This is a genomic window from Ruegeria sp. YTSA168 (assembly GCF_059610045.1).
Genome location: NZ_JBXWMW010000001.1, coordinates 345,705 through 361,813 on the forward strand (window position 1 = coordinate 345,705; position 16,109 = coordinate 361,813).

General features: G+C 58.0%; 15 protein-coding genes and 1 riboswitch. Of the genes, 8 read left to right on the plus strand and 7 right to left on the minus strand.

The window, feature by feature from the left end; all coding sequences use genetic code 11:
- Positions 1-7 precede the first annotated feature (7 nt).
- Both gltS and AC2FFE_RS01740 read right to left on the minus strand, forming a co-directional pair.
- Entirely contained in the window at positions 8-1,219 is a 1,212-nt protein-coding gene (gene gltS, locus AC2FFE_RS01735; protein WP_480827560.1) for a sodium/glutamate symporter, read from the minus strand.
- A gap of 9 nt (positions 1,220-1,228) precedes the next feature.
- Complete coding sequence (locus AC2FFE_RS01740; protein WP_496845686.1) at positions 1,229-1,750, minus strand: DUF6446 family protein; 522 nt, start codon at positions 1,748-1,750, stop codon at positions 1,229-1,231.
- Between the two features lie 75 nt (positions 1,751-1,825).
- On the opposite strand from AC2FFE_RS01740, the gene AC2FFE_RS01745 reads away from it, so the two are divergent.
- Positions 1,826-2,458, plus strand: coding sequence for a MarC family protein (locus AC2FFE_RS01745; RefSeq protein ID WP_496818632.1), 633 nt, complete (start codon positions 1,826-1,828; stop codon positions 2,456-2,458).
- An 8-nt stretch (positions 2,459-2,466) separates the two neighbouring features.
- Here the strand turns inward: AC2FFE_RS01745 and AC2FFE_RS01750 are convergent, their stop codons facing one another.
- Positions 2,467-3,396: a glycine--tRNA ligase subunit alpha gene (locus AC2FFE_RS01750; RefSeq protein WP_496818778.1), complete on the minus strand. Its 930-nt coding sequence runs from the start codon at positions 3,394-3,396 to the stop codon at positions 2,467-2,469.
- Between the two features lie 207 nt (positions 3,397-3,603).
- On the opposite strand from AC2FFE_RS01750, the gene AC2FFE_RS01755 reads away from it, so the two are divergent.
- Entirely contained in the window at positions 3,604-5,343 is a 1,740-nt protein-coding gene (locus tag AC2FFE_RS01755; protein ID WP_496818633.1) for a serine protease, read from the plus strand.
- A gap of 54 nt (positions 5,344-5,397) precedes the next feature.
- Here AC2FFE_RS01755 and AC2FFE_RS01760 read toward each other — a convergent pair whose 3' ends face one another.
- A complete protein-coding gene (locus tag AC2FFE_RS01760; protein ID WP_496845687.1) occupies positions 5,398-6,972 on the minus strand; it encodes a 5-guanidino-2-oxopentanoate decarboxylase in 1,575 nt (524 codons plus the stop codon).
- Positions 6,972-8,420 (minus strand): TrkH family potassium uptake protein, encoded by a 1,449-nt coding sequence (locus tag AC2FFE_RS01765; RefSeq protein ID WP_496845688.1) that lies wholly within the window; start codon positions 8,418-8,420, stop codon positions 6,972-6,974. The genes AC2FFE_RS01760 and AC2FFE_RS01765 overlap by 1 nt, the downstream gene beginning before the upstream one ends.
- 11 nt (positions 8,421-8,431) lie before the next feature.
- Between AC2FFE_RS01765 and AC2FFE_RS01770 the strand changes: the two genes are divergently transcribed.
- Positions 8,432-9,073, plus strand: a complete 642-nt coding sequence (locus tag AC2FFE_RS01770; RefSeq protein WP_496818636.1) for a hypothetical protein — start codon at positions 8,432-8,434, stop codon at positions 9,071-9,073.
- Between the two features lie 415 nt (positions 9,074-9,488).
- On the opposite strand, the gene folE2 is transcribed toward AC2FFE_RS01770, so the two are convergent.
- Both folE2 and metZ read right to left on the minus strand, forming a co-directional pair.
- Positions 9,489-10,589, minus strand: coding sequence for a GTP cyclohydrolase FolE2 (folE2, locus tag AC2FFE_RS01775; protein WP_496818637.1), 1,101 nt, complete (start codon positions 10,587-10,589; stop codon positions 9,489-9,491).
- Positions 10,590-10,788: 199 nt separating this feature from the next.
- A complete protein-coding gene (gene metZ / locus AC2FFE_RS01780; RefSeq protein WP_496845689.1) occupies positions 10,789-11,979 on the minus strand; it encodes an O-succinylhomoserine sulfhydrylase in 1,191 nt (396 codons plus the stop codon).
- A 65-nt stretch (positions 11,980-12,044) separates the two neighbouring features.
- A riboswitch (SAM riboswitch) is annotated at positions 12,045-12,122 on the minus strand.
- Positions 12,123-12,254: 132 nt separating this feature from the next.
- Between metZ and AC2FFE_RS01785 the strand changes: the two genes are divergently transcribed.
- The 5 genes from AC2FFE_RS01785 (at position 12,255) to AC2FFE_RS01805 (ending at position 16,097) form a co-directional block, all read left to right on the plus strand.
- Positions 12,255-13,190 (plus strand): alpha/beta hydrolase, encoded by a 936-nt coding sequence (locus tag AC2FFE_RS01785; protein ID WP_496845690.1) that lies wholly within the window; start codon positions 12,255-12,257, stop codon positions 13,188-13,190.
- Between the two features lie 23 nt (positions 13,191-13,213).
- Positions 13,214-13,903: a glutathione S-transferase N-terminal domain-containing protein gene (locus AC2FFE_RS01790; RefSeq protein ID WP_496845691.1), complete on the plus strand. Its 690-nt coding sequence runs from the start codon at positions 13,214-13,216 to the stop codon at positions 13,901-13,903.
- Between the two features lie 61 nt (positions 13,904-13,964).
- Positions 13,965-14,792, plus strand: a complete 828-nt coding sequence (locus tag AC2FFE_RS01795; RefSeq protein WP_496845692.1) for a creatininase family protein — start codon at positions 13,965-13,967, stop codon at positions 14,790-14,792.
- Between the two features lie 259 nt (positions 14,793-15,051).
- Positions 15,052-15,375 (plus strand): 2Fe-2S iron-sulfur cluster-binding protein, encoded by a 324-nt coding sequence (locus AC2FFE_RS01800; protein ID WP_209504265.1) that lies wholly within the window; start codon positions 15,052-15,054, stop codon positions 15,373-15,375.
- Positions 15,375-16,097 carry an FG-GAP repeat domain-containing protein gene (locus tag AC2FFE_RS01805; protein WP_496845693.1) on the plus strand — a complete coding sequence of 241 codons (723 nt, stop codon included), beginning with the start codon at positions 15,375-15,377 and terminating at the stop codon, positions 16,095-16,097. Before AC2FFE_RS01800 ends, AC2FFE_RS01805 begins: the two co-directional genes overlap by 1 nt.
- The last annotated feature ends 12 nt before the right edge of the window (positions 16,098-16,109 follow it).

The following is a 16,109-nucleotide window of genomic DNA, read 5'->3' on the forward strand; positions in this document are numbered from 1 at the left end:
TCGGTCCTTAGAAATTCACAATCGTCTGAATGACGATGGCATTGGCGATATCCACAAAGAAGGCGGATACAAGGGGCAGCACGATAAAGGCAATAGGCGACGGACCATATCGCTTGGTTACGGCTGTCATATTTGCAATTGCGGTCGGGGTTGCGCCCAGGGCGAAGCCACCGAACCCCGCGGCCAGAACTGCGGCGCGGTAGTTCGAGCCCATCACCGGGAACAGAACCCAAAGCACGAAGAGAACCGCAAACAGGGTCTGCGCCGTCATGATCACTGCAATGGCCAACCCCAGTTCGGCGATTGTCCAGAGTTGCAGGCTCATGAGCGACATGGCCAGAAAGGCCCCCAGCGCGAATTCCGAGATCAGTGCCAGCGACGGGGTCCGTGACACTTTGGGCGCGCCCGGAAAGACGGCCGTGCGAAGATTAGAAATGAGAATGCCCATGATCAGGCAGGGCACGAACAGGGGCAGTTTCAGACCCGTAGCACTGATCACCTGATCCAGCCCATATCCCGTGATGATTGCCAAGTTCAGATACAGCAATACCCGCATGATCGTCAGGTGGTTGATCTGGGTTTTTGCTTCCGTGGTGTCTTCGGGAAGGCCGACGCTGTGTTCTTCCTCGGGCCTACTGGGGCTGAGGTTGCGACCTTCGATCAGCAGGCGTGCAATGGGGCCACCCACAAGTGCGGCCAGAACCAAGCCCAAAGTCGCAACAGCAACGCCTAGTTCGGTCGCACCGTCCAGCCCTGTCGCCGCGGCCACTTCGGGCGCCCAGGCAATCGCGGTTCCATGCCCACCGATCAGCGCGGCGGAACCGAACAGAACCCCCGCCTGCGCAGGATAACCAAACAGCGCCGCACCCGCAGCACCGATAACGTTCTGAAACACGATGGTCGCCAATGTCAGGATCAACAACAAAAGCAAAGGCTTGCCCCCCGCGATCAGATCCGACAGGCGCGCGTTCAGACCAATCCCGGCGAAAAACAGAACCAGCAGGAAATCACGGGCTGTCAGGCCAAATGACAGCTCAATGCCAAACAGCAGGTAGAGCAGCAGAACGACAATTGATGCCAGCAGCCCCCCTGTCACCGGCTCAGGGATGTTGAAGCTGCGCAACGCAGAAACCCGTGCGTTGATCTCGGCCCCGATCAGATAGACGGCAAAGCCCAGCGTGGCCGTCAGAAAATCGGGGATTTCGACGACATGGCTCACCGCGTTCTCCTATTCCTGCGGTCGGGGCGGGCATTCTTCACCCACCACGGTACCGTCATAAGCCTTTTCGCCGCAATTGTTGAGCGCGTGCCAGACATAGCCCTTGCCGTCCTGCGTCACGGCCACGATGCGATCAACGCCATAGTGAATATTCTTGGTGCCCATGAACGCCTGCGCCTGCCCGCCTTTTAGCGCATCCGCCAAGGCGGGCGCGTCATAGCAATCGAACCAACCTGGCGCAGTCAGGGGCTCGGGGTCTTCTACCGGAGTGAAAGCGGTCATCTGATCTAGCATCAGGTCCGTCTCGAAACACGCCCGATAGCGAATCGGAGAGCTATCGGCATCGATTGCCTGAAACGCAGTATAGGTAATCGCTTGGGGCTGATCCGCCCCCGTCGCCAGCAACAGCACATCCTGCCCGGGCTGCGGCTCAACCTCGTAATAGAAGCCATAGACCTGCAGATAATACATCCCTCCGCCCGCCAAAACGGCCGACAACAACAGGATCAGAGCGAGCAATTTTCCGGTCATCTATGACGCCTCTTTCATATTGGCAGAAAATAGGACAGGGTCCGCAGCTGTACAGGATGAAACGAGGCAATACGCATGGATACCACCCTTGCCGTCGGATTTTTTGGCGCGCTGTTTGCGATCATGAACCCGGTCACAAATCTGCCCGTGTTTCTGAGTGTCACACAGGATCTTCCCGTTGCGGATCAGCGCAAAGTCGCCGTGAAAACAGCGACCTACTGCCTGATCCTTGGGTCGGCCTTTGCGCTGATCGGCAATCAGGCGCTGGGACTGTTTGGCATCAGCGTCGATGACCTGCGGGTGGCAGGTGGTCTGGTTGTTCTGATGATCGGGCTGAACATGCTGAATGGGAACGAAAGCAGCTCGCATCACGGAACCGAAGGGGAGAAAAAGTCCTACCCGGCGCCCGAGACGGTGGCGTTTTATCCGCTGGCCTTTCCAATTCTGGTTGGCCCAGGCACGATCACCACGCTGATCCTGTATGCAAGCCACATCAAGAAACCCGTTGAAGCCATTGCTTATGCTGGTGTATTTCTGGTCGTCGTCGCGATGTTGTTCATTACGTTTTGGAACGCATCGGCGCTGGCCAAGCGCCTGTCCGAAAATGCCCGGGTGATCATGAGCCGTTTCATGGGCATGATCCTGTCGGCCATCGCCATCAGCATGATCGCCGACGGCCTGAAGGTGTTGCTGCCCGGATTGGCCTGAGCTGCGCATCAGGCCCCGAACCCGGCGGCCTCGGTCTGGACAAAGGCATCGGCACATTGCTTTGCCAAGGCCCGAACACGGCCGATATAGGCCTGCCGTTCGGTGACCGAGATCACCCCGCGCGCATCGAGCAGGTTGAAGATGTGGCTGGCCTTGATGCACTGGTCATAGGCCGGATGCGCCATGACGATGCGCTTGCCGGTCTTGGGATCATCGTGTTCCTGCGCCAGAATGGTGGCGCATTCTGCCTCGGCCTCTTCGAAATGACGCAGCAGAACCTCGGTATTGGCCACGTCAAAGTTCCAGCGGGCGTATTCTTCTTCGGTTTGCTTGAAGATATCCCCATAGGTCAGCGGGCTGGGGGACTGAGGGTCATTGAACGGCATGTCCATCACATGGTCGATGCCCAGCACATACATCGCCAGACGCTCCAGCCCATATGTCAGTTCGCCCGAGACCGGAGCACAATCATGGCCGCCGACCTGTTGGAAATAGGTAAACTGGCTGACTTCCATCCCGTCACACCAGACCTCCCATCCTAAGCCCCAGGCGCCTAGCGTTGGGCTTTCCCAGTCATCCTCGACAAAACGAATATCATGCAGGTCCATGTCGATCCCGATGGCCTGCAAGCTGCCCAGATACAGGTCCTGCAAATCCGGCGGGCTGGGTTTGATCAGCACCTGATACTGATAGTAGTGCTGCAACCGGTTCGGGTTTTCTCCATAGCGCCCGTCCGTCGGACGGCGTGAGGGCTGAACATAGGCCGCGGCCCAGGCTTTGGACCCCAGCGCGCGCAAGGTGGTCGCCGGGTGGAACGTCCCTGCCCCGACCTCCATGTCATAAGGCTGCAGAATCGCACAGCCTTTCGAGGCCCAATAGGTCTGAAGCCGCAGGATTATTTCCTGAAAAGAACGCGGTGCGCTGGACTGTTCGGTCATGACATTCCCTTTGGGCGCTACATGCACCCGGTTCCGGTCGGTTTCGCCCTTCCTATGCAAGGGGCCAAGGGGCGTCAACGGGCCAATCGGCACATCCTGTATCTGCACAGCCACACAGTGAAATCCGCGTATTCACGCCATGGTATTTGGACCGCGAAATCGCGTATTCTGCGCCAAACGATCAACACTGCATAAAACGGGCAGAATATGACACGAGTTTTGACGGCATTTCTTTTGTTTCTTCTATTGGGAGTGCACACCGCATCTGCACAGCAAGACCAAGGCGTTTGGGTGCAGGTTGAAGCCCAACCATCGCTGCGTGAAGCGCAAGATCGTGCGCAGGCCTATGCCAGTGCTCTGCCCGATGTAAACGGGTTCCGCCTGAACAGCGGCTGGTACGCCATCGTGATCGGCCCCTATGCCCGCAGCGACGCGGAACAGGTTCTTCGGGTCTATCGCGCCGAGGGGCAAATCCCGCGCGACAGCTTCATTGCGTTCTCCAACGATCTGGGTCAGCAATTTTGGCCCGTAGGCGTTAATCTTCTGGATCGAGGGATAGTTGCACCCCCGGTTGAGCCGGAACCACAGCCAGAACAGAACCTGTCAGAGGTTGCCCCACAGGACACAGACGAAACACGCGCCGAAGCGCTGCAGTCCGAGCGTTTGCTGACCGCACAGGAACGCAAAGACCTGCAAACTGCGTTGCAGGCCGCAGGGTTCTATAACTCGTCCATTGATGGCGCATTTGGTCAGGGCACCCGCCGGTCGATGGGCGATTGGCAGCGTTTCAATGGCTATGAGGCGACCGGCGTTCTGACAACGCTGCAGCGTAAGGCGCTGATGGATGACTATAATGCCCCGCTGATCAGTGTCGGGATGGCATCCTATACCGACGACCAGGCGGGCGCATCTTTGGACATGCCACTGGGCGCGTTGGAATTTGACCGCTACGAGGCCCCGTTTGTCCATTTCAAATCAAGCTCCGATATCGGTGCTCTGGCGCTGTTGATCTCGCAGGAAGGCGACAAATCCACCCTGCGCGCGCTGTATGAAGTGATGCAGTCACTGGAAATCGTACCACTTGATGGTGCGCGCGAGCTGCGCGGTGATCGGTTCTCGCTGGAGGGGCGCGGAAACGGCATTGTTTCGTTTACGCAGGCCACGCTGAAAGACGGGCAGATCAAAGGATTCACTCTGGTCTGGCCCGAAGGGGATGAGGCGCGTCGCCTGCGCGTTCTGGCCGCGATGGTGCAAAGCTTTGCGACCACTGATGCGGTTCTGGATTCAGCAGCCGGGGCATCGGCGGACCAGCGGATCGACCTGATCTCGGGCCTGCAGGTGCGCAAACCGCGCCTGTCGCGGTCGGGTTTCTTTGCCGATTCCAGCGGGGCGGTTCTGACCGTGTCCGAAGCCGCAGACAACTGCACCCGGATCACACTGGACGGCGATCAAGAGGTTCAAGTGGCCTGGACCGATGCCGATCTGGGCGTTTCGGTCCTGCGCCCCAGCCAAAATCTCGCGCCCATGAATGTCGCCGCCTTCAGCGCAGACACCCCGCGCATTCAGTCTGAGATCGCGGTATCCGGCTTTTCCTATCAGGGTGCGCTTGGCGCTCCGACCCTGACCTATGGGCAGATCGCGGATATCCGTGGCCTAAACGGAGAAGAAGGCGTGAAACGTCTGGCCCTGAACGCCCAGCCCGGTGACGCGGGCGGCCCTGTCTTCAACGACAGCGGTAATGTGGTGGGCATGTTGCTGCCAACTCCGACCGAAGGGCGCACCCTGCCCGCTTCGGTCAGCCTGGCCGCAACTGCCGCGCGCCTAACGGATGTGTTGACCCAGGCCGGTGTGTCTGGACAGCCCAGTCAGGAAAGCACGCAAATCTCGCCCAACGAGTTAAACCGCAGGGCGACGGGCATGACCGTTCTGGTGCATTGCTGGGATTAAGCTTACCGCATTGGTAAATCTGAAAGCGCCGCGGTTTCCTGCGGCGCTTTTTTTTCACAGGATATCGGGCGTGACGTGGATCAGCGTTGGCCCTTCGGCCTGAAACGCAGCGCGTACCGCATCCTGCAGCCCATCCAGCGTAGAGGGCGCAGCAGACCGCGCGCCAAACGCCTCGGCCAGTTTGCAAAAAACGGGATTGCGCGCCTCAACTGCGTTTGGCGCGATCTGGCTGCGGATCATGCTGTCCTCGATCTCTTTCAGCTTGCCATTGTCCCACAGAATGATGGGCAGAGGCAGGCCAAGTTCGACTGCTACACCCAGTTCCTGCATCGTGTAGTGAAACCCATAGTCACCGGCGATCACCGCCGTTGGTTTCCCCCTGCGCGCAATTGCCCCGCCGATCCCGGCAGGCAGCGCATATCCCAACGTGCCAAAGCCTGTCGGGTGGTGCCAATGGTGGGGATAGGCCATATCCCAGACTTCTTTCGCGACATAGGCGAACTGCGTCATGTCGGAATAAATCATCGTATCGGCAGGCATTGCAGCGCGCAGGGCGTCGACGACCGGCACGATGCCCGGCCGTTCGGCATCCACCTCAGCCCGCCAGCGGGCGCGCGTTTCGGCAACCTCTTCCGCGGTCCAGCCCGTGGCGGGTTTGGCATCTTCGGTGACCGCCCATAGCGCCCGCGCGAAACTTGCACTATCCGCCTGAATTTTGACGGCGGCCCGGTGATGATCCGAAAGCACCTCGGGGTCCAGATCAACGCGGATCAGGGTGGCTTTGTGCCCAAGCTCGCGCCGCCACAGATCGACCTCTCCCAGTTCCGCACCAACCGCGATCACCAGATCGGCCGAGGCGATGACATCGGCGCTGCCGGGTCGGGGCAGCATCGCGCCAAAATCCAGTGGATAGTTCGCCCCGACCAACCCGCGCCCGGCATAGGTGGTAAAACAGGCCGCGCCCAACTGTGTCAGGATTTGGCGCCATTCGTTCGACCGGCAACCACCCCCGAGGATGAACAATGGCCGTTTGGCGAGGTTCAGCAGCGACACAACCGGCGCCACATCAGGAGCCTGCGCCTTGGTGCGCAGCGCGGGTTGGTTCGGAAACGGGGCCGGATCGGCATCTGCTTCCAGCTGTGCGATTGGCACCTGAATATGCTTGGGTCGGGGGCGTTTAAGCTCAAACTCCTCAAATGCGCGTTCGACCAACCCATAGGCAGCCTGTGCAGTGCTGGCCTGAGCAGACCAGTCTGCGACGGTCCCCGCCGCCGCTTGCTGATCTTTCATCTGATGCAACTGGCCGCGATACTCCTGCGTCTCATTCAGACAGGATGAAAGAACCAGCATCGGCACTGAGTCGCTATAGGCTTGCCCCATGGGCGTCATGATGTTGCACAAGCCCGGCCCGGTGATCACATAGGCCACACCCGGTGTACCGGTCGCACGCGCATATCCATCCGCCATGAATCCCGCCCCTTGTTCATGTCGCGCCAGAACATGGGTGATCCCCGCCTCTTCGATTCCCCGGTACAGTTCCTGATTATGCACACCCGGAATGCCAAAGATCACATCCACGCCTCGATCCCTGAGCATGTGCGAGAGTTGCGCGCCAAGGGGTCTTTTCATCAGCTTCTCCAGAATTGAACGGTAAAGATTGCGTAAACGGCCAACAGCTCAAGCCGCCCCACCAACATGCCGATGGTCAGCAGCCATTTCGCCGTGTCGTTCAGCCCGGAAAAGTTGCCTGCCGGTCCGATCTGATCGCCCAGCCCAGGGCCCACATTGGCCAGCGCAGTGGCCGCGCCGGAAACCGAGGTGATGAAATCCAGCCCGGTCAGCGCCAGCGCCCAGGACAGAACGCCCATCGACAGCACAAAGAACATGAAAAAGCTCATGACTGAGGTCAGAACGTCCCGGCTGACGGGGCGGCCATCATACAAGGGTACAAAGACACCATTTGGTGATCTGATACGCCGGATCTGTGTTTTGATCGACGCAAACAGCAGTTGATAGCGGAACACTTTGATCGAACAGGCGGTCGAGCCCGCGCAACCTCCAATCAGGCCGATCAGGAAGAACAGCATGATCGCAAAGCTACCCCAGTTCATATAGTCGACACTGGCGTAACCTGTGCCCGAAATGATCGAGGTAATGTTGAACAGGGATTCCCTGAACGCCTGTTCCCAATGGTGTGGAAACACAGATGTCAGGAACACCGACATGACGACGACCAGAACCAATATCGTGGCTATGAATGCTCTGATCTGACTGTCACGCCACAGTGAAAGCGTATGACCGTTGGCAAGCTGCACGTAGCGCACAAATGGCAGTGCCGCCAAAATCATGAAAACCGATGCGGCATATTCCGTCGGCCCTGCAAACGTCCCGAATGAGGCATCGTAGTTCGAAAACCCGCCGGTCGAGATTGTCGTGAACGCATGCACCAACGCATCAAAAAAACCCATGCCCAGTGCTGCGTAGACCAACATGCAGACAACCGTCAGGAACACGTAGATCAAGGATATCTGGCCCGCGATCTCCTGCGCGCGTGGCAGAATTTTCCCCATGGTTTCAAACCCTTCCGAACGGAAGATTTGCATCCCGCCCACGCGTAGCTCGGGCAGGAACACCATGGCGACAACGATGATACCAATGCCGCCCAACCATTGCAGAATGCCACGCCAAAGCAACAAACCTTGGGGCAGATCATCCAGCCCTGAAATGACGGTTGAACCGGTGGTGGTCAGCCCTGACATCGCCTCGAAATACGCATCGACAAAACGCAGTTCGGTTTCACCAAACAGAAACGGGATCGCCCCGAAGACTGGCAAGGCAACCCAGACGCCCGTGGTCAGCAAAAAGGTCTGGCGAATGGTCAGGCCCTCGCCCACCCCGTTCGAGCAGCTGATGGCCAGGACCGAACCCGCCAGCATGGTAATGATGGCGCTTTCCAGAAAGACATTCCATTCGCCGCGCCCTTCGATCAGGTCGGCAATCATAGGCAGCAGCATGGTCGCCCCAAGAATGGCGACCAGCAAGCCAATCACATATCCGACCGGGCGAAGATCCATCATGAGGCGCAGCGTTGGCGCGCCGACCCGACCGTGTCAAGCAGATGATCCGTGATTATTCGTCGGAACTCTCGGTTGCCTTGGGCATCACGGGCGGTTTTGACGGCGCGCGTGTGCGGCGGGCTTGGGGTTTCGGTGCTTCAGCCGCCTGCGCTGTCTTTTCAGCCGCCGCCTGCCGCGGCTTGGGCGCCGCTTTCGGAGTAGCCGTCGTTTTTGCTGCTGTTGCAGTGGCGTTTGCAACCGCAGACTTAGGAGTAACCGGTTTTGAGGCCCGCGCTTTCGGCGCTGGTTTCACCGCGACGGGTTTCGTAGCAGCGGGCTTTGGTGTTGCAGTCTTTGCTACGGGCGTTGCGGGTTTGGTGACGGCAGCTTCAACTTTGACAGGTGCTTTGGCTACAGCGGTAGGCTTTGCCACCGGCTCGGATTTAGCAACCGGCGCGGGCTTTGCTGCAGGTGCAGGTTTAGCTGCCGTGCGCGGTTTAGCCTTGAATTTCGCTGTTGTTGCTGCTTTGGGCTTCGCTGTAGTTGCCGCCTTAGGCTTTGATGCAGCAGGTTTTTTTGCCGGGGCTGCTTGGGCACGTTTTGCGACAGGCTTTGCAGGTGCAGGCGTTTTCGTAACGGGGGTCGACCCCGTGGTCGTCGCCTGCACTGCCTGAACCTGAGCAAATGGTAACTCCATCGCCGATCGGGCAACGATTTGCATGATCTTGATTTGGCTCACCATGGCGTAACCAGCCACGCGAAATGCCGCTGCCTGAAACTCCAGCGGTTGGGTAATTGGATTCATTACATGTCTCTCCTGTAACAGCGAAGCAGCTTAAAATCTGAGGGTGAGTGTCCCTGTCCGCCCAGATCATCAGGGCAGAGGCTTGGGTATTGCAGTCCAAGGCGTGGCACGTCTCGGTGTCCTTCCGGGGCAGCACGCAGGCCAGGGCCCATCATGCGGCAGCTGCATTCCCCACTACTCTTACATCAAAACATCACGCGATTGCAGCATTTTTGCTGCAATGCGGCGATAGGGCGCTGATACGCGCCCTTTGTGATGAAAATCCAGGCGCTTAGGCGCTGTCGTTACCCGACGTGGAACAGGGTTGTGAATAGTCTGGGGTCCAGACTGACCGCCTCGAAGGTGGGCCCCTCAGTCAAAACCGAAACCGCGTCATGACTGTGCAGACTTTCTTGATGGCTTGCGATCACACGGAAATCTCCGACATGGTGATCGGCCAGCAGCTCAGCACAGAACAGCCGTGCTGCATCTTCGACAAAGATCGGATTGGCCGCGTTCAGTTCGGCAAAGGCCTGTTCATCTTCACGTTTCACCATGACCTGCGTTTCTGTCGGCACCGCTCGGCGGCACAGTTCGATCAAATCCTCGAACCACAGGCAATCTGCATCGCAATCCACAACAACGGAAATCCGCGCGACCGAACGCTGAGAGTGCGGCGTTGCAAGCTGCCCCCGCTGCGACCGGGCATGCTCGCTCAGTTCCAGTGAACAGGGGCAGGTCGAAGAATAAACATAGTCCAGATGCATGATCTTTTGACGCACACCGTTCTGTTCGACCAGTTCCAGCGCGATGTCATAATACTGATATCCTTCCAGCCCCGAGCGCAGGCTTTTGACCTTCGCCGGATAGGAAAACCGCATCTGGATGCGGGCATCGAAACTGTCGAGATCGGTCAGATAGTCGCTCAGCGCGGCCTCAATCACCTCAAAGCTGAACGTCCGTTCCGCATGCTTATAGAAGGAGCGCATGATCCGGGACATGTTGATGCCCTTCTTCTCGGCCTCAAGGCTTACGGTGCCTGTGATCGAGGTCTCAAGCGTCAGGTCGTCCCCGCCCTTGCGATGAAAGCGGATTGGCAGGCGGAAGTTGGAAATCCCGACATGCTGGATCTGCTGCTTTGCACCACGGATCAGGCTGGACGGGCCATTTTGCAGATCGGGCAGCGAGGCGCGATAGGCGGCATCCACCGCAAATTCCTCGGGATATTCCCGCGCAAGCGCCGGATAGTTCTGTGCATCGAACCCCGGGATCAGCCGCGCCACAGCAGGATCAAGCTGCGAAATCTCAAGCGATGATGCAGTTTCGGCCCATTTGCGCAGCAGCTTCAGGGCGGCGGCGGCCTCATCACGGTCCGGAGTATCAATATCGCGCGGATGAACGTTCATTGGCTTAGGGTCCTTGATTGATCATCCTTGATATAGATGACTGCAGTTCATTTGCCAGTGTAGCGTTTTACGGATGCGATACCATTCCGGATTGAAATGAAATGAAAAATACCGGCGCTTTTAGGCCGATACCGACAGCGAGCACAGGGATACGCCGCGTTTCATCATGATAATGGGGGCATTCCCGCCCCCAATCGCCTCAGGTTTGTGACGCCTGCAAAGCGTTTCGGATATCAGTCAGCAGATCATCTGCGTCCTCAAGCCCCACAGAAAACCGGATCAATCCGGGGGTAATGCCCAGCTCATCCTTCTGCTCATCACTCAGGCGCTGATGTGTGGTCGTCGCCGGATGGGTCGCAATGGATTTCGCATCGCCCAGATTGTTCGAAATCACGGGAATCGTCATGGCATTGAGAAACTTAAACGCAGCGTCCTTGCCCCCTTTGATATCCAGCGACAGAACGGTGCCGCCTTTTCCGCCCAGTTGCGACTGTACCAGAGCATTCTGCGCGTGGGTTTTCAGCCCCGGATAAAGCGTCCGCTCCAGCGCAGGATGTTCTTCCAGCGCTTCGGCGATATGCTGGGCCGTGGCCGCTTGCGCATTCACGCGCAACGCCATGGTTTCCAGACCTTTCAGCATGACCCAGGCATTGAATGGGCTCAAAGCACCACCGGTGTGTTTTAGGTAAGGCTCAACCGTGCCCCGAATGAAGTCGCGCGTGCCGATAATGACACCGCCCAGTGCGCGCCCCTGCCCGTCGATATGTTTGGTGGCCGAATACACAACTACATCCGCGCCCTGCTCTACCGCACGCGAAAACACAGGGGTTGAGAACACATTATCCACCACGACCAGGGCACCTGCCGCATGGGCCAGCTTGGCAACCGCCTCGATATCGATCACTTCAAGCGTTGGGTTCGACATGGATTCGAAGAATACCGCCTTGGTGTCTGGCCGAATGGCGGCCTCCCACTGCTCCAGATCGGTGCCATCCACAAATGTCACCTCAACCCCGAACCGGGTCAGAATGTTTTCGACGATATACAAGCAAGATCCAAATAGCGCCTTGGCCGATACGATGTGGTCCCCGGCCTTCAGCAACGAGGTCAGCGCACCATTGACAGCAGCCATACCAGACGCGGTGGCAAAGGCATCCTCGGCGCCTTCCAGCGCGGCGATGCGCTGTTCGAACATGGACACGGTCGGATTACCGTAACGGGCATAAATGAACTCATCGGGGCCACATTCCAGAAACCGGGCCTCGGCCTGCTCGGCACTGTCGTAAACAAAGCCCTGGGTCAGGAAGATCGCCTCGCTCACCTCGTTGTACTGACTGCGACGAATGCCGCCATGGACGGCCTGCGTGCGTTTGTTCCAGCTCTCGCTCATGTCATTCCTTTCGGCCTCAATCCCCGAGGCGCATCAAAAAAACCCCAGACGCGGTCAAGCGAAAGGGGCCTTTCATCCTGACCTTTTAGCGGTGTTGTTTAGCGTGGCCCGCAATCCGGTAACAAATCGCCACGTGGTGTTGTTGCCCATACGCCGCAGTTGCGAATTCGTCAAGCCCGGCGCCTGCATCGTCACGGTTCTGTAATCGTTCATTCATTGAAACGTCATAGCGTCATGACAAAGCGGCACCACAACATCTTGTATGAGGCAGAACTATGCCAGTGATCAGGATCAATGCTGTCAACGGGCGTGCTGAATTGCACGGTAGTTCCCGCCCCTTGTTCCGGGCTTTGCAAGAGGCCCAGCAATCCGACGGTCCAGTCATTATCATGACCCACGGGTACAAGTACCGGCCGGATGATGCCAATGCCTGCCCACACCGGCATATTCTGTCGCTGCATCCCAAGGCGATGCCCTGGTACAGCCCCAGCTGGCCGCAACATCTGGGCTTTGGCAGCGGGTTTGAAGACGAAGGGTTGGCCATCGCCTTTGGCTGGGACGCGCGCGGCCCGCTCTGGTCAGCGCAGCGCCGCGCCGTTGAAGCAGGTAAGGTTCTGGCGGAGGTCATTCGTCAAGTACATCATTTGAATCCCCAGCGTCCGATTCATTTCATCGGCCATTCGATGGGCACCGAACTGGCGCTTGAGGCATTGCATCACATTCCAACGGGTGCACTCAGTCGCATCGTATCGCTCACCGGGGCCGCATATCAATCCCGCACCATTGCCGCCCTGATCACACCCGCCGGGCGCGCGGCCGAGTTCATCAATATCATCAGCCGCGAGAACGATCTGTTCGACTTTCTGTATGAAACCGCCATTCAGCCGCCCCGCCGCGGGGATCTTAGCATTGGCGCGGGCCTGACGGCACCAAACGCTGTTACATTGCAGATCGATTGTCCGGACACGGTGGATCACCTGTCGGCGCTGATCTTCCCACTCGCTGCGCCCGAGCGACGCATCTGTCATTGGTCCAGCTACACACGCCCCGGCGTGCTGCGCGTCTACAACGCCCTGTTGCGTGATCCCGAGCGCCTGTGCCTGCACACGCTTAGGCGCGGTATCCCCAAGACGCCGCACCGGCGCTGGTCACGGCTTTTTGCCCTGCCCCGGCCGCAGGCACTCTTGCCGTTTGCGCAGAAAGCTTCATGATCCCCTCAGCTTGAGGAGATATCATGATCGATCTGTATTTCTGGCCCACGCCAAATGGCTGGAAGGTCTCTATCGCTTTGGAAGAGATGGAGCTGCCTTACTCCACCCATTTGATCAATATCGGCAAGGGTGATCAGTTTGATCCTGACTTTCTGAAATTTTCACCCAACAATCGTATGCCTGCCATCGTCGACCCTGACGGCCCGGATGACGCACCCGTTTCTGTGTTCGAAAGCGGCGCGATCCTCATGTATCTGGCGCGCAAGACCGGGCGTTTCTATGGCGAATCCGAACGGGACCGCATCGCCGTCGAAGAATGGCTGATGTGGCAGATTGGCGGTGTCGGTCCGATGGCAGGACAAGCACATCACTTCTTGAAATATGCCCCGCAGATGGACCCACCCCAGGACCTGCCCTATGCCAAGGATCGCTACCGCACCGAGGTCGGGCGACTCTACGGTGTGCTCGACAGACGGCTGGCAGAAAACGAATACGTCGCGGGCGATTTCTATTCCATCGCCGATATGTCGATCTGGGGGTGGGCCAGCCTGTGGGAAGGCCAGCAACAGATGCTCGAAGACAAACCACATTTCACCCGTTGGCTCAAAGCAGTCAGCGCCCGACCGGCGGTACTGGCAGGCCGCGCCCTGCATGCAGAGCTGCGAGGCGACCACCGGGACATGACAGCGCAAAGCGTTTTGTTCAAAAGGTAAGTGAGCTTACGCTGTATTTGTCGATCACTCTGCCGCCACAACCATTCATCAGGGGATACGCATGCGACATAAATCAGTCTGGGCAGCCTGTATCCTTGGCACGGGTTTGGCCGCCCTGGGCTATCTCTGGACCGCATCTGGCACCGCCCGTGCCCATAACCAACTGTTTCTGGAACATATGACCTGGCCCGAAGTTCATGCGGCGCTGAATGCCGGGTACAAAACTGTTATCATTCCAACCGGCGGCACCGAACAGAATGGCCCCCATGCAGCGCTTGGAAAACACAATTTCGTTGTCACATATACCAGCCGAGAAATTGCCGAACGCTTGGGTGATGCCCTTGTGGCTCCGGTCATTCAATATGTTCCTGAAGGTGAGGTAGCGCCAAATCCCACGGGACATATGCGGTGGCCTGGAACGATATCTGTACCCGAACCGGTTTTTGAACAGTTACTTATCGCGACGATCCGCAGTCTGGCTACACATGGGTTCAAAGAAATCCTGCTAATCGGAGACAGCGGTGGGAATCAGGCAGCACAAGACCGGGCTGCTGCCTCGATGACCGTTGAGCTTTCGCCTGCCGGCGTATCTGTGCGGCATGTTTCCGACTACTACGCAGACAATGGGCAAATCACTTACCTGCAAAACGAAGGCTTCAGTGTCGAACAAATCGGAAATCACGCTGCCCTGCGAGACACGTCAGAACTTCTATACGTCAAACCGGACGCTGCAGGTCGTACAGAAACATCTGCGCCCTCCGGATGGAACACAGGTTTTGACGGCCGCCCTGATCTTGCGACCTCCAAAATCGGTGAAGCAATGATCCAACTCAAGATCCACACCGCACTAGGTCAAATACGCCGCCTTCGAGCAGAAGAAACAGATTGAACCCGGCCAATCGCGCACCTGCAGCACAATAGGCGCCCCGGCCCGAGAAGCTTCGATTCACCACGCTCGACCGCGCCAATTGCGTCACCGGACCCTCGACCCGATATCGCTGCAAACAAGCATCAAAAAATCGCGAACAAATGGCAAACATCTACCGAGAAAGCCCAGACGCGGCGCGATGCGTCGCAATTGCCACTGGAAACACTTAGCTCCCTTGACTAATGAAGAATCCGAACATCGCAAAAGGAAGACGCACGCAATGGCAAAGATCACCTATGTCGAGCATGGCGGTACCGAACACACAGTCGAGGTCGCCAACGGACTGACCGTCATGGAAGGGGCCCGTGACAACAATATCCCAGGCATCGAGGCCGATTGCGGCGGTGCCTGCGCCTGCTCGACCTGCCATGTGTATGTCCACCCCGACTGGGTCGAGAAGATCCCGGCAAAGGACGACATGGAAGAGGACATGCTGGATTTCGCCTATGAGCCCGACCCGGCCCGCTCGCGCCTGACCTGCCAGATCAAGGTCACCGATGCGCTGGACGGCCTGATTGTCCAGATGCCTGAAAAGCAGATCTGATGTCATCTTGGCCGGTGGCCGCCGTCGCAATCGCATTTGGCGTTTGTCCGTTTCAGGCTCGGTCACAGCAACCATGGCAATATGAACCACTGGGCTCGGCGGAATACGCCGAACCCACTTCGCGGTATCCACATGGCGTTCTCGGCGATCAGATCGAGTACGGCGCGTTGGTTCTGCAATACGCACCTACATGGGCAAAATATACAATCCGGCTACCCAAGGAACGGGTTTTCGAAGACATCCAACCGCGCCTTGTCGACATAGACAATGATAACCGTCGAGAAGCACTTGTAGTCGAAAGCCATCGCGACAAAGGTGCAAGGCTCGCAATCTACAACGGTGGCGGCCTTATCGCTGCAACTCCTTACATAGGTACCCGCTTCCGTTGGCTGGCCCCAATCGGAGCCGCAGATCTGGATGGCGACGGCTATGTCGAAATCGCCTATATCGACCGCCCTCATCTGGCCAAAACCCTGCGTATCTGGCGTTTCAAGGATGACCGGCTAACTGAGATCGCCGCAATCCCCGGCCTGACCAATCACAAGATCGGTGAGGGTTTTATCTCAGGCGGCCTGCGCGACTGTAAAGGTCAACCAGAGCTGATTGTTATTAACGCCAACTGGTCCCGGATCATTGCAGTCTCTTACCAAACGGATTGGGTCAAAACCGATCTAGGCCCCTTCGATGGATCCCAAAGCCTTACCCAAGCCCTGACGTGCTGATCCAAACTTCAT